This window comes from Cucumibacter marinus DSM 18995 (assembly GCF_000429865.1).
GTDB classification, from domain to species: domain Bacteria; phylum Pseudomonadota; class Alphaproteobacteria; order Rhizobiales; family Devosiaceae; genus Cucumibacter; species Cucumibacter marinus.
The window spans coordinates 37129-57786 of sequence record NZ_KE386980.1; the positions used below are offsets into that span (position 1 = coordinate 37129).

Annotated in this window: 21 protein-coding genes; 10 read left to right on the top strand and 11 right to left on the bottom strand. The window is 62.3% G+C overall.

Annotation, left to right across the window (positions count from 1 at the left end; translation table 11 throughout):
- Positions 1-29 precede the first annotated feature (29 nt).
- From G489_RS0117695 to G489_RS0117710, 4 genes are all read left to right on the top strand, one after another.
- Entirely contained in the window at positions 30-2216 is a 2187-nt protein-coding gene (locus G489_RS0117695) for a PepSY domain-containing protein (protein ID WP_029042633.1), read from the top strand.
- Positions 2206-3189 carry an FAD:protein FMN transferase gene (locus tag G489_RS0117700; protein ID WP_245578970.1) on the top strand — a complete coding sequence of 328 codons (984 nt, stop codon included), beginning with the start codon at positions 2206-2208 and terminating at the stop codon, positions 3187-3189. The genes G489_RS0117695 and G489_RS0117700 overlap by 11 nt, the downstream gene beginning before the upstream one ends.
- An 86-nt stretch (positions 3190-3275) precedes the next feature.
- Entirely contained in the window at positions 3276-3686 is a 411-nt protein-coding gene (locus G489_RS0117705) for an SH3 domain-containing protein (RefSeq protein WP_029042635.1), read from the top strand.
- Between the two features lie 1190 nt (positions 3687-4876).
- Complete coding sequence (locus G489_RS0117710) at positions 4877-5881, top strand: asparaginase (protein WP_029042636.1); 1005 nt, start codon at positions 4877-4879, stop codon at positions 5879-5881.
- On the opposite strand, the gene G489_RS0117715 is transcribed toward G489_RS0117710, so the two are convergent.
- Positions 5878-7212 (bottom strand): TIGR03808 family TAT-translocated repetitive protein, encoded by a 1335-nt coding sequence (locus G489_RS0117715; protein WP_051332804.1) that lies wholly within the window; start codon positions 7210-7212, stop codon positions 5878-5880. The two genes, G489_RS0117710 and G489_RS0117715, sit on opposite strands and share 4 nt — an antisense overlap.
- Before the next feature lie 105 nt (positions 7213-7317).
- Positions 7318-7644: a heavy metal-binding domain-containing protein gene (locus tag G489_RS0117720; RefSeq protein WP_029042638.1), complete on the bottom strand. Its 327-nt coding sequence runs from the start codon at positions 7642-7644 to the stop codon at positions 7318-7320.
- Between the two features lie 179 nt (positions 7645-7823).
- Here G489_RS0117720 and G489_RS0117725 point away from each other — a divergent pair, with 179 nt between their 5' ends.
- Positions 7824-9368: a helicase HerA-like domain-containing protein gene (locus tag G489_RS0117725; protein ID WP_029042639.1), complete on the top strand. Its 1545-nt coding sequence runs from the start codon at positions 7824-7826 to the stop codon at positions 9366-9368.
- A gap of 33 nt (positions 9369-9401) precedes the next feature.
- On the top strand, positions 9402-9947 hold the full coding sequence (locus G489_RS0117730; protein ID WP_029042640.1) for an RNA-binding protein: 546 nt from the start codon (positions 9402-9404) through the stop codon (positions 9945-9947).
- Positions 9948-9993: 46 nt separating this feature from the next.
- On the opposite strand, the gene G489_RS0117735 is transcribed toward G489_RS0117730, so the two are convergent.
- The 5 genes from G489_RS0117735 to G489_RS0117755 form a co-directional block, all read right to left on the bottom strand.
- Positions 9994-10413: a DUF1801 domain-containing protein gene (locus G489_RS0117735; protein ID WP_029042641.1), complete on the bottom strand. Its 420-nt coding sequence runs from the start codon at positions 10411-10413 to the stop codon at positions 9994-9996.
- Positions 10414-10424: 11 nt separating this feature from the next.
- A complete protein-coding gene (locus tag G489_RS0117740; protein ID WP_029042642.1) occupies positions 10425-10649 on the bottom strand; it encodes a hypothetical protein in 225 nt (74 codons plus the stop codon).
- A gap of 33 nt (positions 10650-10682) precedes the next feature.
- Positions 10683-11105 carry an SRPBCC family protein gene (locus G489_RS0117745; RefSeq protein ID WP_029042643.1) on the bottom strand — a complete coding sequence of 141 codons (423 nt, stop codon included), beginning with the start codon at positions 11103-11105 and terminating at the stop codon, positions 10683-10685.
- Between the two features lie 4 nt (positions 11106-11109).
- Positions 11110-11433 (bottom strand): ArsR/SmtB family transcription factor, encoded by a 324-nt coding sequence (locus G489_RS0117750; protein ID WP_029042644.1) that lies wholly within the window; start codon positions 11431-11433, stop codon positions 11110-11112.
- 180 nt (positions 11434-11613) lie between these two features.
- The gene (locus G489_RS0117755) at positions 11614-12033 is read right to left on the bottom strand and encodes a hypothetical protein (RefSeq protein WP_029042645.1); all 420 of its coding nucleotides are present in this window, start codon (positions 12031-12033) and stop codon (positions 11614-11616) included.
- Positions 12034-12159: 126 nt separating this feature from the next.
- Between G489_RS0117755 and G489_RS0117760 the strand changes: the two genes are divergently transcribed.
- On the top strand, positions 12160-13179 hold the full coding sequence (locus G489_RS0117760) for a helix-turn-helix transcriptional regulator (protein ID WP_029042646.1): 1020 nt from the start codon (positions 12160-12162) through the stop codon (positions 13177-13179).
- 3 nt (positions 13180-13182) lie between these two features.
- On the opposite strand, the gene G489_RS0117765 is transcribed toward G489_RS0117760, so the two are convergent.
- The 4 genes from G489_RS0117765 to msrB form a co-directional block, all read right to left on the bottom strand.
- Positions 13183-13716 carry a response regulator gene (locus tag G489_RS0117765; protein ID WP_029042647.1) on the bottom strand — a complete coding sequence of 178 codons (534 nt, stop codon included), beginning with the start codon at positions 13714-13716 and terminating at the stop codon, positions 13183-13185.
- A gap of 127 nt (positions 13717-13843) precedes the next feature.
- Entirely contained in the window at positions 13844-14440 is a 597-nt protein-coding gene (locus G489_RS0117770; protein ID WP_029042648.1) for a superoxide dismutase, read from the bottom strand.
- Positions 14441-14539: 99 nt separating this feature from the next.
- Positions 14540-16630, bottom strand: coding sequence for a S9 family peptidase (locus G489_RS0117775; protein WP_029042649.1), 2091 nt, complete (start codon positions 16628-16630; stop codon positions 14540-14542).
- A 43-nt stretch (positions 16631-16673) separates the two neighbouring features.
- Positions 16674-17081 carry a peptide-methionine (R)-S-oxide reductase MsrB gene (msrB, locus tag G489_RS0117780; RefSeq protein ID WP_155889447.1) on the bottom strand — a complete coding sequence of 136 codons (408 nt, stop codon included), beginning with the start codon at positions 17079-17081 and terminating at the stop codon, positions 16674-16676.
- A 288-nt stretch (positions 17082-17369) separates the two neighbouring features.
- On the opposite strand from msrB, the gene G489_RS21360 reads away from it, so the two are divergent.
- Genes G489_RS21360 through G489_RS0117795 form a run of 3 tightly spaced genes read left to right on the top strand, consistent with a single transcriptional unit; the run spans position 17370 to position 20652 of the window.
- Positions 17370-19853, top strand: coding sequence for a putative monovalent cation/H+ antiporter subunit A (locus G489_RS21360; RefSeq protein ID WP_245578971.1), 2484 nt, complete (start codon positions 17370-17372; stop codon positions 19851-19853).
- Positions 19850-20275, top strand: coding sequence for a Na+/H+ antiporter subunit B (locus G489_RS0117790; RefSeq protein WP_029042651.1), 426 nt, complete (start codon positions 19850-19852; stop codon positions 20273-20275). Before G489_RS21360 ends, G489_RS0117790 begins: the two co-directional genes overlap by 4 nt.
- The gene (locus G489_RS0117795; protein ID WP_029042652.1) at positions 20275-20652 is read left to right on the top strand and encodes a Na+/H+ antiporter subunit C; all 378 of its coding nucleotides are present in this window, start codon (positions 20275-20277) and stop codon (positions 20650-20652) included. Before G489_RS0117790 ends, G489_RS0117795 begins: the two co-directional genes overlap by 1 nt.
- The last annotated feature ends 6 nt before the right edge of the window (positions 20653-20658 follow it).

Here is a 20658-nt window from a genome sequence, read left to right on the forward strand (position 1 = left end):
TTTCGAGTTCGTCCCGGAGGTGATCCGCCATGCTGCGCCGCCTGCACTCTCTGCCCGGCCTTGCCGCCGCCCTCTTCGTGATCCTGATGTCGGTCACAGGAGCCGTTCTGTCTCTTGACCCCCTGATCGCCCAAATCGGTACGCCCCCGTCCGATGCGGCGATCACGACAGGCGATCTGGCGGCGGATGTCGTCCGCAACCTGCCGGGCGTCGAGCGCATCACGCGCAGTGCCTCCGGGGCGATCACCGCCTATGCCGAAACCGATACTGGCGACGTCGCCGGCTACGCCATTGACCCGGCAACGGGCACCGTCATCGGCGAGGCCACGGCCTCGCCTGTCATGGAGTTCTTCAAACAGCTGCACCGGTCGATGTTCCTGGGCACCGGTGGGCGCGCCCTGGCCGGCATCGCGGCGGCGGCCATGGTGATCCTCGCCCTTTCCGGGGTCTATTTGCTGGTCCGCCGCCTCGGCGGCTGGCGGAAAGTCTTCGCTCCCGCTCAAGGCACGCTCAGCCAGCGACTGCATGTCGAAGGCGCGCGCATCGCCGTCGCCGGTCTGCTGCTGTCGGCAATGACCGGCTTCTATATGGCGCTTGTCACATTCGGCCTTGTGCCCGACGGCTCGGACACCTGGCTGGCCTTCCCCGACACTGTTGATGGTGGCCAGCCCGCGGCCATCGACAGCCTCACCGCCCTCCAGTCGGTGCCGCTCAGCCAGATGCGCGAGCTCGTATTCCCCTTTGCAGGCGACACGGAGGACGTCTTCACCCTGATCACGGCAAACGGGCAGGGCTTTGTCGACCAGGCGACCGGGCAGTGGCTGGTGTTCGAGCCCAATTCCCTCGCCCAGTCGTTCTATCAGGCCATCTATACGCTTCACACCGGACAGGGCATGGCCTGGCTCGGCCTCGTCCTGGGCCTGCTGGCGCTGGTCACCCCGCTTCTGGCGGTCACTGGCACGCTGATCTGGTATCGGCGCCAACGCGCCACCCCGCGCATCAAGGCCAACACCCCGCCAGCTCGCGCCGACATGGTCATCCTTGTCGGGTCGGAAGGAAACTCGACCTGGGGGTTCGCTGCCGAACTGCACGCCCGACTTACGGCAACCGGCATCAAGGTCCACACCGCATCCATGAACGCGGTGCGCCAGCACTATCCCAATGCCCGCCTGATGTTCGCGCTCACGTCGACCTATGGCGACGGCGCCGCACCGCACAGCGCCAACCGTTTCCTCGCAAGACTGGCTGACATGGAGAAATCACCTGTCCCCGCCTTCTGCGTGCTCGGTTTCGGGGACCAGAGTTTCCCGCGCTATTGCGCCTTCGCAGAAGCCATCGATCAGGCGCTTGCGCAAAAGGGCAGTGTGCGGTTCCAGCCCCTGGGGCGTATCGATCGCCAGTCGGCACAGGCTTTCGCCGATTGGGGCCGCCAGCTTGGCGACCGGCTGCGCCTGCCTCTGACCCTTGATCATGTGCCGCCCCGGCCTCGTAGCCGTAGGCTGGTCCTTGCCGAACGGCTTGACTATGGCCATGAGGTTCAGGCGCCGACCACCGTCCTGCGCTTCGCCTCCTCCAGGGGCCGTCTGCCCCGTGCCATGCCCGGTGATCTGCTGGCCATCCTGCCGCCGGGCAGCGTCGTGCCGCGTTACTATTCGGTCGCTTCGAGCTCCAGGCGCGAAGGGGTTATCGAAATCTGCGTCCGCAAGCAGCGCGGCGGGCTGTGCTCCGAATTCCTGCATGCGTTGGAACCGGGCGAGACCGTCGAGGCCTTCGTCAAACCCAATCCGGCCTTCCGTCCGGCAAAGGGCAAGAAGCCGATCATCCTTGTTGGCGCCGGGGCCGGCATTGCTCCGCTCATGGGCTTTGTCCGGGGCAACCCCGTTGGCCGCGCTGCACATCTTTATTGGGGTGGCCGCGATCCCCAATCCGATTTCCTCTATCGCGATGAGCTGGCGCAAAGCCTTGAAGAAGGCCGCCTGACCCGGCTGGGCGCCGCATTTTCCCGCGTGGTCGGCGGCGGCTATGTCCAGGACGAACTGCGCCGCGATGCCGACCGGCTCCGCCGTCTGATCGCCGATGGTGCCCAGATTCTTGTCTGCGGCGGGCGCGACATGGGCGAGGGCGTCCGTGCCGCGTTTGATGAAGTGCTCGAGCCTCTTGCGCTCAGCACCTCGGCCTTGCGCGCAGAAGGAAGGTATCTCGAAGATGTCTATTGAGCTCGCCACCCACCCCACCGACACGATGCGCTTTGTCTTGAGCGGCCCGACCATGGGCACGCGATGGTCGGCTGTCTTCCACGCAGCAGCCACCATCGATGCAAGAAGGATAGAGGCCGCGCTTCAGGCCACGGTGGGACAGGTCGATGACGAGATGTCGACCTACAAGTCGAACTCGGCCATCTCCCGCTTCAACACCGCCCCCGTCGGTGAATGGGTCGAAATGCCCGACCTGACGATGCGGGTGATCACCGCAGGGCTCGAGATCGGCCGCCTTTCCGGCGGCATGTTCGACATCGGGCTGGGCAGGGCGGTTGCGCATTGGGGCTTTGGTGCCGATGCCGACGCGGTTGGCGACGAGGGAGCGGCTCCCGGATCGAGCGCTGCCGAAGCGCTTCACCTCCACTCGGACGGGTCGCAAATCATGCGCAGCGCGGATATCCGTCTCGACCTGTCGGCCATCGCCAAGGGCTTCGGCGTCGACTGCCTCGCAGATTTGCTCGAATCCTTCGGCGTCACCCGCTATCTCGTCGGGATCGACGGCGAAATGCGGGCCGGGCAGGAAAAGCCGGACGGGTCCGGCTGGCTCGTCGGCATCGAGGCCCCGGACGTTGAGACCCGCGGCCTCGCCCGGACCATTGAACTGTGTGATGCCGCTATCGCGACCTCGGGCGACTATCGCCATCGTCGCCAGGTCGGCGCACGAACCATTTCCCACACCCTCGATCCGCGGTCGGGCGCGCCGCTGGCCAACGCGCCGGCCTCCGTTACGGTGATCGCGCCCGATGCCATGCAGGCCGATGCCTGGGCCACAGCGCTTGGCGTCATGGGAACAGGCAAAGGATTGAAATTCGCCGAGGCCCATGCCCTCAGCGCCTTGTTCATGTTCCGCCACGACAGCGGCCTGTCTGCCGTTGGTACCGGCCTGTTTGCCCTGGATTTCAGGGGCTGCGAAGGGGTGCCGGGAACCTGAACGCTTTGTGAATGCCGGTCTCAGATTGCGTTCAATGCTCCTGGGCCAATCTCTCCTCATCGAATGAGACCCGAGGAGAGGGAAACATGCATACCGAAGTCCAGAACGTCCGCAAAGTGGTGCTGGGTCTGATGGCCGGGCTCCTCATCACCGTTACCGCAGCCGCCTTCACGGTGCAGCCCGCCCACGCCACCAATTATGGCTATGGCCACAACAATCAAGGTGGCTATCAGCAGGGTGGCTACAACAATCAAGGCGGTTACCAGCGCCATGGCTATCAGGTCGAGCGCTATGCCCGCGTCAACGTCGCCTATTACGACCACCTGAATGTCCGCCGCTGGCCTGCCCATTACTCGCAGAAGATCGGCAAACTGCGCCCGCATACCCGGGTCTGGGTCGAACGCTGCGTCACCGTCCCGAACTCGTCAGACTGGTGCAAGATCAGCGCCCGCCACGTCTCGGGCTGGGTGAACTCCAGATATCTGCGCTTGTATTAAGCGCTCGTACGAAAGGCCTCCTATCCTGTACGACCTCACTGTCCCGGCTGCTCGCAGCCGGGCTTTTTTCTTGCCGAGGATCGGGGGAGGAAGGCGGGATCGATGTCTGTGCCCAGGCTGGCCCTATGCACCACCGTCATGCCGGCAGGGACATCACCTCTCCCCTCGGGGGAGAGGTCGATCCGAAGGATCGGGTGAGGGGGCCTTGAGCCAACTCGGGACCGCGGCCTTCGCCGGGGCGACGCCTGTTGTTTGGTCGGCGCGCTGCCTCGCCCACCGCCGACATCACCCGGTTTAGTCGGGTGTTCCATGGGAGGCAGCCAGATGGACCACCCGAACATGTCGGGTGATGACGGGGTGAGGATGCAATGTCAGCAGGTGACTGACATCACCCCGCGCTTTCCCGGTCTTGAACCGGGACCTCGATCATGCCGGCAGGGACATCACCCCTCCCCTTGGGAGAGAGGTCGATCCGAAGGATCGGGTGAGGGGGCCTTGAGCCAGCTCGGGACCCCGGCCTTCGCCGGGGCGACGCCCGTTGTTTGGCCGACGCGCGACCTCGCCCACCGCCGTCATTCCGGCGGACGCCGAAACCAAGCAAACCCAGACAACGTATAGTGAATAAACAAACGAACGTTCGTTCGTTGCATGGTCTGATTGACTACTGGATCCTGCCATCGATTGGTCTTTGTACAGCGTCAATGGCTACTGGACCCCGGCTTTCGCCGCGGCGACGGTGGTGGGTTGAGACAAGCCGTGCCACTCCCTCCGCCGTCATCCCGAACAAGCCTGCCGGCGCGAGGCAAAGAACTGGCCGGGACTGCGAGACGTCCCGCCAATCGGTCCGGTGGATCGATTGGAGGTGAGCAGGCCATGCGAGCTACGCTCGAATGGCAGAATGCCCAATTGCAACGAGGCCCCGGATCAGCCTGCCGGCGCGAGGCGAAAGGAGGCCGGGGCAGCCCGGGAGGATGCGGTCGCCAACAGCCCTCATTCTGAGGCGGGAGCGCCATTGGCGCGACCCTCGAAGGACGAGGTCGGGCTGTGAAGTCAGCGCCGTCACCCCCTGAATTCGAGAGCTTTTCGTCCCCACCGGTAGACGCAATTTGTCTCAAAAACTCCCGTCCGCCGGGGCGTTGACCGCCATCATCGGCTATGGTCCAAATACCGGCTCAACACAGGGACATGTTATGGCGGCGAATCCGGTTCTGGCAGAAGTCTGGCGCGGCAATGCGCTTGAAAACATCCACCGGGGCGCCTGGTGTGTTGCGCGGGCTGACGGGTCCGTTGTCAGAAGCATCGGTGACATCGACCGGGCCATATTCCCGCGCTCCGCCATCAAGGCCATCCAGGCGCTCGCCATGTTCCGCTCGGGTGCTGCCGAACGCTATGAGATCACCGATGAAGCCATCGCCATGGCCTGCGCTTCCCACCATGGCGAACCGCGCCATGTCGAAGCGGTGGCGCGGGCGCTGACCGCGCTCGGGCTGAGCGTGACCCAGCTCGAATGTGGCGCGCACCCGCCGACCAACAAGCAGGCCCGCAAGGCATTGGCCGAGACCGGCGGCAACCCGAGCGCGCTGCACAATAATTGCTCGGGCAAGCATGCTGGCATGTTGGGCGTCGCGCTGGCGCTCGGCGTTGATCCTTCCGGTTATGTCGGGCGCAATCATCCGGTCCAGAAACTGGTTCGCGAGATGATCGAAACGGTTATCGACACCGGTCTGTCGGAGGATCGTTGCGGCACCGATGGCTGCTCGATCCCGACCTATGCAGCCCCGCTTTCAGCTTTCGCCAGGGGCTTTGCCCGCATGGCGACAGGCGAAGGATTGCCTGAAGATCTCCAACAGGCTTCGACCCGCATTTTCGATGCCATCGTCGCCGATCCGTTCCTCATCGCCGGTACTGGCGCCTTCGATACCGGCGCCATGACCGCGTTCGGGGGACGGTTGGTGGTCAAGATCGGTGCAGAGGGCGTGTTTTGCGGCGCCTTGCGGGACAAGGGCATCGGCTTCGCGCTCAAATGTGATGACGGGAACATGGTCGCCGCTGAGGCGATGGTTGCCGCCCTTCTCAATCAAGTGGCCGAGCCTAACGAGGCCGAAGTCGCCTTCCTGCAATCGCGCATGAATAAGACCGGCTACAATTGGCGCAAGATCGAGGTCAACCAGACCCGGGCCGTCCTGCCTGACTAGCTGAACTGGTTCGCCACAACCGTGAGCTGCGGATAGCGGTCGCTCGCCGCCTGCAGGTCGCGTTCGGCCATCTCGGTCCAGCGCATACCGGCAATTGCGGTGTCAGCGACCTCTGCGATCACATTGCCGCTGACCAGCGCCGTGCCGGCATTCTCGGCAACGGATACCCCGATCCCGACATTGACCGCGCGGATCATGTTGCCGGTGACCGCGACATTTCTCAGGAACGGTCCCCACCCGACGACCATGCCAAAACCGGGCACCGTGTCGATGGTATTGCCGGTGACCGCGATATCGGCCTCGACACCGATCCCGACCGGGTGGGTGTCGGGATTGACCGGGCTGCCGCTCTTTATGTTACGCACGACATTGCCAGAACAGGTCGCGAGCCGACCGCCGCTGTCGAAATTGGTGATCGAGATGCCGATGGCGGCATCGTCGACGATATTGTCAGCGATCACCGAGCCGTCGAACCCGAACTCGGAGAAGATCGCAACCTCGCCCAGCCCGCGCGCCAGATTGCCGGTGATCAGGCAATCGCTTGTCGAGTTCAGCCGCACCGCAGAGAAGGCGCAGTCGGTCATTACATTGTCCGAGATGATCACGCCGCCGGCGCGGAAGACATTGATGCCATTGCCGTTCTGGCCATTGCCGCCGCCCAGCCAGTCGATGCCGGAGATGCGGTTGCCGGTGACGATGGTGCCGTCATAGCCTTTTTCATTTCGCCAGACGAGAATGCCGCCATTGGAACAGTCTGCAACCCGGTTGCCGGTGATGCGAAGCCCGGTGCTGTCATTGGCGAAGATGCCGGATTGGGCGGTGCTCTCGATTTCGCAGTCCGAGATCACGCCGCCCGAACGCCACAGCCCGATGCCGTGGCCCGCGCCGCCGGCCACCCGCACACGGTCGAGAGACAGATCGCGCGCATTGCCGATCGCAATCAGCCCTTCGCGCGGCGCGCCGGCGCTGCTCAACCCCTCGATGGCGAGATTGTTGAGCGCCAATCTATCCCCGCCCTTGAAAACCATGCCAGGGGCATCGCCACTCACGAGAAATCGAGTCGTCCCGCCGCTCGATCCGGTCATGAAGGTGCCATCCGGCAAATCAAGGGAAGCGATCCGATAAGTGCCCGGCGAGATATAAACGCCACGCCCTGCATTTGCGGCTTCGTTTACAGCTCGCTGCAGCGCCGCTGTCTGGTCGTCGTTGCTGTCCGGCACGAGCCCCAGATCGGCCGCATCAACGGCATTGCCTTGCGCCCAGGCCGGCAGCGCCGTGCCCAGAAGCGGCAGCGAAATCAGACTCTTGAGAAAGTGGCGGCGATGCGTCATGGCGGCTTTTCTGCGGGGGTTCTGCGGTCCTCGGTCACCCGCCATTATGCCGCCCTGGCACCGGTTTGTGCCCGGCGAACTGATGAACCGGTTAATGGCCCGATTCTAGACCTTTCGAAGTCGGACCGCCGTGCCCGAGCAGGTCACCATCAGCATGGCCCCGCGGCTGCCCACGGTCTCGTAATCCATTGAAACGCCTACGATTGCGTCGGCACCGAGCACCTGTGCCCGGTCGCGCATTTCCTCGATCGACACGTCCCGCGCCTGACCGAGCGATTCTTCATAGGCCGCCGCACGCCCCCCGACATAGTCGGTCACCGTGCCCATGACGTCCCTGAGGATGTTGGCGCCCATGATTGTCTCGCCCGTCACAAGGCCGAGATAATCAGTGATTTCAAAGCCTTGCAGTGTGTCTGTGGTGCTTAGCAGCATGGCGTTCCCCTCGATGCATAGCCAACCAGATAAGGTCTCGACGCCCGGTCTCCAAGCCCCCGTGGGCAGGCAGACCAGTATATCTCGTCTGCCACCGACCGGGGGCAAGCGCTGATTGCCTGTTGTGGACCTGCGCGCCCGCTGGCTATAACCGCCGGACGGAAAAAGGAAAGCGGCGCATGCTCACCGATGACGCAGTCTATCTCGGCACCAGCACGAAGCCGGAATACCTGCTTCTCAAGCTGGCCAACCGGCATGGCCTGATCACCGGCGCCACCGGCACCGGCAAAACCGTCACGCTCCAGATCATGGCCGAAGGCTTCTCGCGCGCCGGTGTGCCGGTCTTTTGCGCCGACGTCAAAGGCGATCTGGCCGGCATTTCCCAGGCCGGAGACGCCAAGGACTTCATCGCCGAACGTCTTGAAACCATTGGCTTTGATGATTTCGAATATGGGCCGACCCCGACAGTCTTCTGGGATCTTTTCGGCAAACAGGGCCACCCTGTCCGCGCCACGATTTCGGACATGGGGCCGTTGCTCCTTTCGCGGCTTCTCGACCTTAACGACACCCAGGAGGGCGTGCTCAACGTTGCCTTCAAGCTGGCGGACGACGAAGGCCTTCTGATCCTCGACCTGAAGGACCTCCGCTCGCTGCTCATCTCGATGGATGAACGCGCCAAGGAAATCTCGCGCGTCTATGGCCGGGTGTCGTCGGCTTCCATCGGCGCCATCCAGCGCTCGCTCCTGGTGCTTGAACAGCAGGGCGGCGAACACTTTTTCGGCGAACGGGCGCTGGCGATCGAGGACCTGATGCGAACCGACAACTCCGGTCGCGGACTCGTCAATGTGCTGGCCGCCGACGAATTGATGGCCGCGCCGCGCCTCTATGCCACTTTCTTGTTGTGGCTCTTGTCCGAGCTGTTCGAGGAACTGCCCGAGGTCGGCAATCCCGAAAAACCGAGGCTCGTATTCTTCTTCGACGAGGCTCATCTGCTGTTCGACGAAGCGCCAAAGGCGCTGCTCGACAAGATCGAGCAGGTCGTCAAGCTCGTGCGCTCGAAGGGTGTCGGCGTCTTTTTCGTCACCCAGAACCCGCTCGATATTCCCGATCCGGTGCTGGCCCAGCTGGGCAATCGTGTGCAGCATGCGCTGCGGGCCTATACCCCGCGCGAGGCCAAGGCCGTGCGTACCGCCGCCGAGACATTCCGGCCCAATCCCGAGTTCTCGACAGAAGAGGCCATCACCCAGCTGGGCGTTGGCGAGGCTCTGGTTTCGACTCTCGAAAAGAAGGGCGTGCCCTCGATCGTCGGGCGCACGCTGATCCGGCCGCCATCGTCTCGCATGGGGCCGATCAGCGAGCAAGAGCGCCAGGCCGTGATCGGCAAGAGCCCGGTTGGCGGGCTCTACGACACTCCGCTCGACCGGGAATCCGCCTTCGAGATCTTGGAAAAACGGGCCCGTGACAAGGCCGAAGAGGAACGCCGCCAGCGCGAACGCGAAGACCGCGAGCGCGAGGAGGCTGGCCGCATGCGCCGCTCGCGAACTGGGTATCGCGACACGACGCGTGACGACAGGCCGACCAGCCGCTCGCGCCGCAGCACCCGGTCCCGCCGGTCCGACACGACGCTTGAAGCGGCCACGAAATCTCTGGCGCGCTCCATGGCCCGTCAACTCGGCAATGCGCTGGTCCGCGGCATACTCGGCAGTCTCAAACGCGGTCGTTGACTTCACGCAAGGCCACCAAACAGGCGGTATCCCATGACAGACAAACCTGACCTGACACTTGCGATCCTTGCGCCCTCGGGGCGTGCCGGACGTGCCGCGGAGGTCAGTTTTGCCCACGATACGGCGCAGTTTCTTGCCCGAAAGGGCGTAAAGCTTGTCACCGATGGCGCGCCGGGCGAGACCGGGGACGCCATGATCCGGGGTGCGCTGAAGGCCGGTGGCAAGGTGACGGTGGTCGTTGACGCCGAACAGGCGGCACCCGACCTTCCCAAGGGCGTTGAGATAGTGGCGACCGAAGGCGAGCAGACCGTCGAGCAGACCATTGGCATGGAGGCCCAGGGAATGTGGGTCTTTCCGCCGCGCGTGCCCGACCTCGAGCGCTATTACACGGCTTGGCAGGCACTCAACGAAACCGTTCTGGTCTGCCTGTCCCGCGGTGACGAATTCCGCCTGCTCGACGGGATCGTTACAGATGTTCTGTCCGTCAGTCGCCCGATGGATGCGGCCCGTGTAGTCTTCTCCAACACCGCCCAGGATGGCTGGGAGCGCATGCGCGAGGTGTTACACGCCAAGGCCTGAGCGCTCGCACGCCCAGGCCTTGATCGGATACAAGCGTGAGATGCGGCTATTTTTTCGCCGCTTTGCCCGCATTCTTCTTGAGATGAGTCAGATTGTAGGTGATGGCTGCGCGCACTAGTTGGCGCAGTCCCTCGACATTGACCGCATCGGCTTCGAGCAGGTCGATCGAGCGGCGGGTCGCACCTTTGTCATCACCGTTGAAAACCCCCTCGGGATCCTCGATCTTCGCGCCGTAGGCAAAGGTTACTTTCACCTTCTGCTTGTGCGCGTTGCCGACAGCGATCAGCCCGTCCCGCGACCATGCCGGACTGCCCATCCACTTCCAGTCCTCGACGATTTCCTGGTCGGCAGAGAGGATTGTTTCCCGGACTTTGGCGAGCGTGGCGCCCCGCCAGTCATCCGTATCGGCGATATACTGATCAATGCGTTCGGACGGGTTCTCAACGCTGGGTTTCGTCTTGGCCATGGGGAGCTCACTCAGGCAGTCGTGCGGGCGCTGCCGCGCAGTTTGTTCGCGTAATGTAGCACGAACATGTAAAGGCCCGTAGCCAGAAGCAAGAACAGTGGCGGCAGTGGCAGGTAGTAGAGCATGCTCGACTGGTCCATTCCGGTGGCGGCCGCATAGGTGCCGCCGATCACGGTGAGCACGAAGACGGCGGACGTCCAACGATGGATGACGTGGATAAGCCTTTTGAATTTCATGGTGTTTTCTCTTTCTGTGCGGTGAGCGCCTGCTCAGTCGAGCGTACCGAGAACGCGTTCGAGATTGCCGAGGAATTGCTTCCAGCCAGCATGGGCGCCGCCATAGGCCTGCTTCTGATCCGGACGGAAGCCTGACTGATCTACGCGCAGCCGTGTTCCTTCGGCGGTTTCTGTCAGGGTGAAGGTGACAACGCTCTTAAGGGAGAAGGCGGGATCGTCGTTGGGAAAGTCCCAAGTGTAGGACAGCGAGGTGTAGGGCTCGACCTCGAGCACCTTGCATTTCAACGTGCCGCCCCATTCCCCGATGAGCTCGAACTCATGTCCGATCTCGGGCTTGAAATCATTCTTCATGAGCCATTCCTCGACGAGGTGCGGCTGGGTTAGCGCGCGCCAGAGTTTCTCGGGGGTATGAGGGAAGTCGCGTTCCACCGTGACGGTGCGCAATTCAGTCGTCATGAGTCTACTGGTCCATTCTCTTGAGGAGGTCTTCGAGGGCATCGAACCGGCTCTGCCAGAACCCGGCCATTTCACTGGTCCAGTCGATCAGCGGAGTCAGCGCGCCGATCTGGGCGCTGTATTGTGTCTGGCGCCCGTCCTGACGATCCCGCACGAGGCCGGCCTGCTTGAGCAACTTGAGGTGCTTGGAAACCGCGGGCTGGGAAATGCCCGCCTGTCTGGTCAGCGCGCCAACGGACTGGTCGCCTTCGCGGCAAAGCCTTTCGAAGATCGCCCGGCGGGTTGGATCGGCAAGCATCCTGAATATTTCGTCGTGGGATTGAGGCATGGTTCTGATAACCCTCTGGCTATGAGTGAACGTATAACCGTAGAGCTATGTGATGTCAACTTGAGAAGCCAAGAAGCAAAAAAATGGCGGACAACACAGTGTTGTCCGCCAAGTTAACCAATACCCTGTTGGCTATATGATGGAAGGCCGATTGAGGCGAGTGTGGCTTGATCTATCGCGTTAGTCGGCGAAATTGAGATCAATGAAGCCCTCGGTCCAGTTCTGGATGTTGGTCTTGCCCGCTTCGTTTGTGAATTCGGGCTTGGCTGTGTCGGCGCGTGTGACGGTGAAGCACAACTCGCCCCAGCCTTCCGGGCTCCAGTCTTCGCAGTAATGGCCGACACCATCCTTTTCGACGGCCCGCCACTCGAGCGTGCGGATCTTGTCACCCTTCACGTTGATGATGAAGGTGCCGTCGGTGTGGTTGTTCTGTCGGTACTCGGTGACCCCGTCGGGATAAAAGCCCGCGATCGAGTTTCCCGCCATCATTGCTTCAATCTCGGCGGCGGATAGGTTGGCTTCCGCAGCGCTGGCGGGAAGCAGGGCGACGGCTAGACCCGCGAGGCTGAGTGCCAGCAAAGGCGCAGCTTTTACTTTCATGGTTTCTCCCTTAAATCTGGACGGCCCTGAGGCGCGCCACGTACCCGGTTCGACCGGTGATGGACCATGCCACTGAGCCGCAGCGGGGGCTGTGAATATCCACGCCAGTTCGGGGAGGGGCGGCGTATGGAGACAGGTACAAGACCGGCCGGCTCCGGCGGGAGCGTCAATGGTGGGCTGGGAGAGGCCTATGCTACCTATTGGGACGGCTGGCTGCGCCATTGTGCCCGGCAGGCGCTGGCGCTCTATCCGGATCTTGAGCCGCACGACTCCGGTCGTGAATTCGACCCGTTGGCTCTGTTTTATCGGCTCTACGGGAGGCACGGCACCGGCCCGGTCTTTTCGATCGCCCGGCGCAATGCGCGTCTACCCGGTTTCGATATTGCCCATTTCCTGTTGCAGGAAGCATCAAGCGCCGCCGATCTGGCCCGGCGCTGGCACGCGATGATGCATCAGCAGGCAAAGATTCGCGCCAGGGGCGGCGAGGCGGCTGGCAGTTTCATCGAAACGGGAGATACGCTGGAATTCGCCTTGTCTCCATTTCTGGTGCAGCCCGCCAATCGGGCGCCGTTCGGTCCCGCCATGATGGGCGGCTTGGCCGTCGGGGCATTCGAGCAGATGGCGGACAGGCCCGTTGAGGTCTTCGAGCAGCGCAACAATGGCCTGACGCGAGCCCTGAATCTCTCAGCGCCGGGGCAATCCACCGAAATTGCTTTCGACAGCCGCATCGTCATCCGTGTCCCGATCGATGCCCGCCCGCGGCCGGTGAACCTGGCCAGCGCCCGCATGGCCAGGTTGTCGCTGACCCATCTGACAGGCGCACAGCACGCGTCGCTTGTGAGCAGGTTGGCCTCGGTGATGCGAGGCGGAGAGGGGCGTCATATCGACCTCGACGAAGCTGCGTTCCGCCTTGGCATGTCGGCTCGAAATCTGTCGAGGCGCCTGAGTTCGGCCGGGCTGGGCTATGCGCGGCTTTCGCGTTTCATGCGCCTGCGCACTGCCTGCCTTCACCTGGCGACCGGAGAACTCGGCCTCGACGATATCGCCTTCCATGCCGATTATGCCGACCGTCATCACATGGCGCGGGACTTCCGCCGCATGGCCGAGATCAGCCCATCGGCGCTCCGCGATATCATGAGAGGATAGGGACTAGCGGGGCAGGCGGTCTTCCGCACGCCGCTTTGCATATCGGGCGAAATCGATCACCTCGCCGGATACCGGCTCGATATCGGGCGCATGGTCACGCAGCCTGCGGCGGTCGGGTCCGACATATCCGGTCGGCGCACTGACATAGGAAACACCGGCTCCGATCCGTGCCAGTACCCGCTCGCGAACATGGGCGGGAGAGGCGGGCTTGACCAGCACTTCGTCAATGCCAGAGCGCACCACGCGGCCCTGCATCTTGCGGTCGACGGACCCGGCCAGCATGATCACCTGAAAACGGCGGTTCTCGATCAATTCGTCGGAGCGCAACCGGGCAACCAGCCAATCGGCGCGTTCGACCTTGAGATCGAAATCGCAGATCAACAGCTCGACCGCGGCGATCCGCATGTAACGCGAGAGCGATTCCGCATCGGCGAAACACCGCACCCTGAGACCGCGCTCTTCCCGCAGCATCATCGACAGAATCGATGAAAGAGCCGCGTTTGCGGTCAGAATGGCAACGGTTTTCAGCGGATACACACCTGACTCCCTTGGTTAATCGGACGTTAACACGTCGAACCGGAGTCGCAACAACCTCATTCGGGGCGTCCAAAGAAAAACCCCGGCGTGACCGCCGGGGCTCGAAATTCAAAACACCTGGAAGGGCTTAGCTTGCCGCTTCGAAAAGCTCGGCCGCATATTCCCAGTTCACCAGGCTGTCGAAGAAAGCCTCGAGATATTTCGGGCGCGCATTGCGGTAATCGATGTAATAGGAGTGCTCCCACACATCGACACCCAGGATCGGCGCCGCGCCATGAATGAGCGGGTTCTCGCCATTCGGGGTCTTCATGACCTCGAGCTTGCCGTTCTTGAGAGCCAGCCAGGCCCAACCTGAACCAAACTGGGTCGCGCCGGCATTGAGGAAGTCCTCGCGGAACTTCTCGACCGAACCCAGATCTTCCTTGATCTTGGCTTCGAGATTGCCCGGGATCGAGCCGCCGCCATTCGGCTTCATCCACTTCCAGAAGTGAATATGGTTGTAGTGCTGGGCCGCATTGTTGAACAGGCCGGCATTCTTGCCATGGCTCTCGCGTACGACGTCCTCCAGCGACTTGCCTTCAAGCCCTGAGCCTTCGAGCAGCTTGGAGCCATTGGTCACATAGGCCTGGTGGTGCTTGTCGTGGTGGTATTCGAGCGTCTCCGCGCTCATCACCGGGGCCAGCGCATCGTGGGGGTAGGGGAGATCGGGGAGTTCAAAAGCCATTTGGGCCTCCTGTCACTAAAGTATGTCTCGGTTGTCGAGCCGGATTATACCGTTTGGCTCCGGCCGGTTATAGGGGCAGCATCGGGTGCCCTCAATGGTTCAGCTCAGTTTTTCGGTGCCTGTGGCGGCCACGGCAAAGGCATAGGCGCGTGCCGTTTCCTTGATCGCGTCAAACCGGCCCGAGGCACCCGCATGCCCCGCGCCCATATTGGTTTTGAGGTATAACGGGTTGGTGTCGGTCTTGGTTGCGCGCAGTTTCGCCACCCATTTCGCCGGTTCCCAATAGGTCACCCGCGGGTCGGTCAGACCCGCCTCCACCAGCATCGCCGGGTAATCCTGGGCACTGACATTGTCATAGGGCGAGTAGGCCGCAATGGTAGCATAGTCGACCTCCGAGGTGATCGGATTGCCCCATTCCGGCCATTCCGGCGGGGTCAGCGGCAAGGTCTCGTCGAGCATGGTGTTGAGCACGTCGACGAACGGCACCTGGGCGATTATCCCGGCGAACAGGTCGGGGCGCTGATTGGCGATGGCGCCCATCAACATGCCCCCGGCCGAACCGCCTTGGGCGACAATCCGGCCCTTACCGGTCAAACCCTTGGCGACCAGCATCTCCGCCGCCGCGATGAAATCGGTGAAGGTATTGGTCTTTTTGTCCTTCTTGCCGTCGCGATACCAGCGGAATCCCTTGTCCTTGCCACCCCGGATATGGGCGATGGCATAGACAAATCCGCGATCGACCAGCGACAGTTGGGAAATGCCGAAGCCGGCCGGGATGGAATGGCCGTAGGCGCCATAGCCGTAGAGCAGGCAGGGTGTGTCGGCACCAGGGGTGAGATCGGCGCGGTGCAGAATGGTCACCGGAACGTCCTCGCCATCGGGGGCCTTGGCCATCAGCCGATGGGTCACATAGTCCTGAGGGTTGTGGCCGGAGGGCACCTCACGGCGCTTGAGGAAGGTCCGCTCTCCCGTGGCCGCATCATAGTCGTAGGTCTCACTCGGCGTGGTCGGCGAAGAGTATGTGAAGCGGAAGGTCGCCGTGTCGAACTCGTAGCCGGTCGACATACCCAACGCGTATGCCTCTTCGTCGAAGGAAACTTCCTTCTCATCGCCGGTATTGAGGTCTCGAATGACGATGCGCGGCAAACCGGCTACGCGCTCGAGCCGGATCATGTGGTCGGCAAGCAGGGCAAAATCGAGCACCAGCACGCCTTCGCGGTGCGGAACGAGATCGGTCCAGTTCTCCTCACCGGGATTATCCGCGGGCGCCGTCACGATCTTGAAATCCTCGGCGTCGCCGGCATTGGTCAGGATGTAGAGAAGCCCGCCACGCTCATTGATCGCATACTCTCGGCCCGTCTGCCGGGCGGAAACCAGCTGTGGCGCGCTTTCTGGCGCATCGGCATCGATCAGGTACCACTCGCTGGTCTCGTGATCATGGGCGTTGACCACGATGAAGCGATGCGAGAGCGTTTTTCCCGCGCCGATGAAGAACCCCGAATCCTTTTCCTCATAGACCAGCGCATCCTCGCTGACCGGCGTACCGAGCCGATGGCGCATGATGCGGTAGGGGCGGTGATTGTCATCGACAAGGGTATAGAAGATCACTTCACCCTTGTTGTCCCAGACCGCACCGCCCGACGTGCCTTCGATCACATCTTCAAGTTCTCTGCCGGTCGACAGGTCGCGGATGCGGATTGTGTAATACTCAGAGCCGTTGCGGTCCGCCGACCAGGCGAGATAGCGATGGGTCGGGTCGTGGGCGGCTCCGCCGAGCCCGAAATAGCCGTCACCGGCCTCCGCATTGCAGTCGAGCAGCACCGTCTCATCGCCGCCTTCGCGCGGGGTACGCACCAGCAGCGGATATTGCTGGTCCTTCAGCATGCGCGAATTGTAGGCATAGGGCCCATGCGGGGAGGGGATGCCGCTGTCATCCTCTTTGATGCGGCCCCGGATCTCGGTGTAGATGGCCTCCTGAAGCGCGGCGCTCGGCTTGCCGAACTGCTCCTCGAAATAGGCGTTTTCGGCCTCGAGATAGTCGCGGATCTCGGTGTCGAGCACCTCAGGATCGCGCATGACAGCTTGCCAGTTCTCGGCCCTCAGCCAGTGATAGGGGTCTTCGCGGGTGATGCCGTGAATGCTGGCGGAAAAGGGTTTCTGCGCCGCGATGGGAGCTTCGGGCTTGGTCATGAATGTGATCCGGAATGTATGCTGGGATAAAAAGAGCGTGAGGTCAGTCGTGGTCTCTATCGGGTGAGAAATCAAGCGCCACCCCGTTGATGCAGTAGCGCAGGCCCGTGGGGTCAGGGCCGTCCGGGAACACGTGCCCGAGATGCGCATCGCACCGCGCGCAGCGGATTTCGGTCCGTCGCGAAAACCAAGACCGGTCTTCGTGTTCGGTCACGGCGTCGGGTGAAACAGGCTCGAAAAAGCTCGGCCAGCCCGTGCCCGAATTGAACTTCGCAGCGGAGGAAAACAGCGGCGCAGCGCAACATATACAGGCATAGCTGCCGCTGCGCTTCTCCTCGTTGAGGGGGCTTGTGAAAGCCCGCTCGGTGCCGCCTTGCCGCGTGACCCGATATTGCTGCGAAGTCAGCAGCGCCCTCCATTCATCGTCAGATTTTCGAATTCTTTCGACCATGGCCATAAATCACCTCGTCTCGGGTTGAAAATAGGTTCCGAAGTATCGAATTGAAAGGCCGTGCGCGTCGGGACGGGCCGGTCTCACCGGCATGTGAACGTGTCCCACCTGCGGCGGTGCTGCGCTTGTGCGGCGAAGCAAAACCGCTAGTGTGGATTCCGGTCGAATCGTCGGGTTTTCAGGCCCGGCCAAACCGGTTGCGCCTGCGGGTATCGGGGGTTGCGGATCGACCCTGACAGTGGCGGATGAAGAGGCGAGGACAGTTTGGCGTCCGATCAAGATTTCAGCTTGTTGTTGACTGCACTGGCTCCTTTCCTTGCGGCATTCGTTGCGCCGCTGGTCGTGCGTTTCGTTGGCCGATATGCGGGCTGGGTGTTGGGCATCGTGCCCGCCGCGATCTTCATCTATCTTGCCGGTCTCACCGGCTTCGTTTCTGATGTGCGTCCTCTTGCCGCCGCCTATCCCTGGGCGGACGGGTTTGAGTTCAGTTTCTACCTCGACGGTCTGAGCCTCGTCTTCGGGCTGCTGATCTCTGGCATCGGCACATTCATCGTCATTTATTCGGGCGGCTATCTTGCCGGTCATCCCCATCTGGGCCGGTTCATGAGCTTCATCCTCATGTTCATGGGCTCTATGATGGGGCTGGTGATGTCCGACAGCGTGATCACGCTGTTTGTGTTCTGGGAACTCACCTCGATCACCTCCTTCCTGCTGATCGGCTTCGACCATGCGCGGCAAGCTTCGCGCCGCGCAGCGATGCAGGCGTTGGTGATCACTGGCGGAGGCGGGCTGGCTCTGCTCGCTGGCCTGATCCTTCTCGGCTACACCGCCGGCAGCTGGAATGTCTCGGACATGCTCAACGCGCCCGGCCTGTTTGAAGGTGATGCGGCCGGCCTTTATCTGCCGATCCTGTTGCTGGTGCTGGCCGGCGCCTTCACCAAATCGGCGCAGGTGCCGTTCCATTTCTGGCTGCCCAACGCAATGGAAGCACCGACCCCGGTATCGGCCTATCTGCATTCCGCCACCATGGTGAAGGCCGGCGTCTATCTGCTTGCGCGCCTGCATCCGGTACTGGGTGACACTGTGGAGTGGAATACCATCCTGCCGGTCTTTGGCGGCGTGACGTTGCTCACGGGCTCGATTCTGGCGCTGCGCCAGACCGACATGAAGCAGATGCTGGCCTATACCACCATGGGGTCGCTGGGCATGTTGGTCATGCTGATCGGCGTCGGCACCGAGGCGGCAATGCTCGGCGCCATCCTGTTTCTGATCGCCCACTCTTTCTACAAGGGCGGGCTGTTCATGATCGTCGGTACGCTCGACCATGAAACCGGAACCCGCGATATCACCCGGCTGTCGGGCCTGTTCTCAAAGATGCCGGTGTCCGGCGTTTCGGCTATCCTGGCGGCGGTTGCAATGGCCGGCTTCCTGTTCACCGTGGGGTTCTACGGCAAGGAAGAAATCTACAAGATCATTACCTCCGGCAACCCGATGGATGTGCTGGTCGTGCTCGTCGCGATTGTCGGCAATGCGCTGATGCTGGTTGTCGGCGTGGCCATCGCGGTCAAGCCCTTCTTTGGCCCGGCAATCGAGACGCCGCTTTCCCCCCATGAGGGACCGCCATCCCTGATCGTCGGTTCATTGATCCTCGGCATTCTTGGCATAGGCGGCGGGCTGATGGTCGTCGAGTTTGGCGACTATTTCGCCATTCCCGCAGCACAGGCAATGCTGGGCGAAACCATTGAGGGACATCTACACTCCCTGCTCGATTTCGCCTATCTCAACTGGGCGCTGCTCACGCTTTCCGCCATCACCTGGGGGCTGGGGCTTTTCGTCTTCTTCTTCCTTGATCAGACCCGCGCCCTTCTGCGTCGGGTGGCCGAGGTTTGGCGATGGGGACCAGACCAGGGCTTCGATCAGGCCATGTTCGGATTGCTGCGCGGATCGGCGCGGGTGACCCATTTCCTGCATCATGGACGGCTCGAGCTCTATCTGATCCTGATCTTCGTGCTTTTGGCGGCGGCAACCATCGGACCGCTTTACGGTCCGCCCATCCTGGCCGATCTCGCAGCCTTCTTCACTGGAACCGAAAGCCAGGCGCTCTATCCGCTGATGTGGTTTGGCCTATCCGAACTCACCTTCTATGAGTGGGCCATCATCCTGATTGCGCTGCTGGGGCTCCTGGCGGTGGTGATCGGGCGGACGCGCCTCGTGGCCATCGTGTCCCTGGGTATCCAGGGTTTTGCCGTGGCGCTCATCTTCATGCTGTTCGGTGCGCCCGACCTCAGCTTCACCCAGTTCATGGTCGAGACCTTGTCCGTCGTCATCCTCGCTCTGGTCATGACGCGCCTGCATCTGGACCAGCGCGACAGCCGCGTGCTCGAAGAAGTGGTGCGCGATGGCGGTATCGCCGTTCTCGCCGGCCTCGGCATGACCATGGCCATCCTGTCGGTCCTCTCGCATCCGCTCGATCTCAGGCTGTCGGAATTCTTCGAACAGACGAGTGTGGCGGTCGCGCACGGGCATAACATCGTCAACGTGATCCTGGTTGACTATCGTGCGCTCGACACGCTGGGCGAAATCTCAGTGGTGATGACGGCAGGCATCGCCATCCTCGCCCTTATCCGCATCCGCACCGGTGGTCCCAAGCTGGGTATTGGTGTGCCGAAAAAGGCTGGCACTGGCGGCAGTAGCCGCAAGTCGGCTTCGGCAAGGAAATCCGCCTCGACCAGATCGAAATCGCGGGCCAAATCAGGAAAGGCGACGGCATGAACACGGTGATCTTCCGCACAATCGCGCCTTATCTCGTCGCCCTGATGATGGTCTTTTCGGTCTTTGTCCTGCTGCGCGGGCACAATGAACCTGGCGGTGGCTTTATCGGTGGGCTGATCGCCGCCTCGGCGCTGGCGATGTACGGCATCGCCTCTGGCGTCTCCGCCGTTCGCAAGGCCATCGTCTTCCACCCGCTGTCCGTGGCAGGGTTCGGCGTCCTGCTGGCGTCGCTCGCCGGTTTTGCCTCATTGTTTGCCGAAGTGCCGTTTCTGATGGGGCTCTGGGCCACAATCACATTGCCCGACGGGACCGAGGTCGCGATTTCAACGCCGCTGTTTTTCGATATCGGGGTGTACCTGGTGGTGCTCGGCGTACTGGCCACGGTAGCGCTGGCGCTCGAAGAAGACGACAGGAGCCTGTGATGGAACACGCGTTGGCCGCCTTGTGTGGCGTTTTCTTCACCGTCTCGATCTACATGCTGTTGTCGCGCTCGCTCATCCGCATGTTGCTGGGCATCACCATTCTGGGCAATGGCGTCAACCTGATGATCTTCACTGTTGGCCGGCTGACCCGCGAGGTCCCGCCCATCGTGCCGGACGGGCTGGTGCAGCCCGCCACCGACATTGCCAACCCGCTTCCCCAGGCGTTGATCCTCACGGCGATCGTGATCGGCTTCGCCCTGTTCTCATTCCTGCTGGTGCTGACCTATCGCGCCTATGAGGAACTGGATGCCGACAACACGGATACGATGCGCCTTGCCGAGCCTGAAAACCCGCCCAGCCCGCCGTTGAGTTACTGACCGCCC

Bases quoted from the DNA above. Each gene is read 5' to 3' on its own strand.
- G489_RS0117755 (WP_029042645.1), bottom strand. From the start codon at position 12,033: ATGAAAGTAAAAGCTGCGCCTTTGCTGGCACTCAGCCTCGCGGGTCTA.
- G489_RS0117770 (WP_029042648.1), bottom strand. From the start codon at position 14,440: ATGGCTTTTGAACTCCCCGATCTCCCCTACCCCCACGATGCGCTGGCC.
- G489_RS0117705 (WP_029042635.1), top strand. From the start codon at position 3,276: ATGCATACCGAAGTCCAGAACGTCCGCAAAGTGGTGCTGGGTCTGATG.
- G489_RS0117725 (WP_029042639.1), top strand. From the start codon at position 7,824: ATGCTCACCGATGACGCAGTCTATCTCGGCACCAGCACGAAGCCGGAA.
- G489_RS0117795 (WP_029042652.1), top strand. From the start codon at position 20,275: ATGGAACACGCGTTGGCCGCCTTGTGTGGCGTTTTCTTCACCGTCTCG.
- G489_RS0117740 (WP_029042642.1), bottom strand. From the start codon at position 10,649: ATGAAATTCAAAAGGCTTATCCACGTCATCCATCGTTGGACGTCCGCC.
- G489_RS0117695 (WP_029042633.1), top strand. From the start codon at position 30: ATGCTGCGCCGCCTGCACTCTCTGCCCGGCCTTGCCGCCGCCCTCTTC.
- G489_RS0117715 (WP_051332804.1), bottom strand. From the start codon at position 7,212: ATGACGCATCGCCGCCACTTTCTCAAGAGTCTGATTTCGCTGCCGCTT.
- G489_RS0117745 (WP_029042643.1), bottom strand. From the start codon at position 11,105: ATGACGACTGAATTGCGCACCGTCACGGTGGAACGCGACTTCCCTCAT.
- G489_RS0117775 (WP_029042649.1), bottom strand. From the start codon at position 16,630: ATGACCAAGCCCGAAGCTCCCATCGCGGCGCAGAAACCCTTTTCCGCC.
- G489_RS0117710 (WP_029042636.1), top strand. From the start codon at position 4,877: ATGGCGGCGAATCCGGTTCTGGCAGAAGTCTGGCGCGGCAATGCGCTT.
- G489_RS0117720 (WP_029042638.1), bottom strand. From the start codon at position 7,644: ATGCTGCTAAGCACCACAGACACACTGCAAGGCTTTGAAATCACTGAT.
- msrB (WP_155889447.1), bottom strand. From the start codon at position 17,081: ATGGTCGAAAGAATTCGAAAATCTGACGATGAATGGAGGGCGCTGCTG.
- G489_RS0117700 (WP_245578970.1), top strand. From the start codon at position 2,206: ATGTCTATTGAGCTCGCCACCCACCCCACCGACACGATGCGCTTTGTC.
- G489_RS0117760 (WP_029042646.1), top strand. From the start codon at position 12,160: ATGGAGACAGGTACAAGACCGGCCGGCTCCGGCGGGAGCGTCAATGGT.
- G489_RS0117735 (WP_029042641.1), bottom strand. From the start codon at position 10,413: ATGGCCAAGACGAAACCCAGCGTTGAGAACCCGTCCGAACGCATTGAT.
- G489_RS0117730 (WP_029042640.1), top strand. From the start codon at position 9,402: ATGACAGACAAACCTGACCTGACACTTGCGATCCTTGCGCCCTCGGGG.
- G489_RS0117750 (WP_029042644.1), bottom strand. From the start codon at position 11,433: ATGCCTCAATCCCACGACGAAATATTCAGGATGCTTGCCGATCCAACC.
- G489_RS0117790 (WP_029042651.1), top strand. From the start codon at position 19,850: ATGAACACGGTGATCTTCCGCACAATCGCGCCTTATCTCGTCGCCCTG.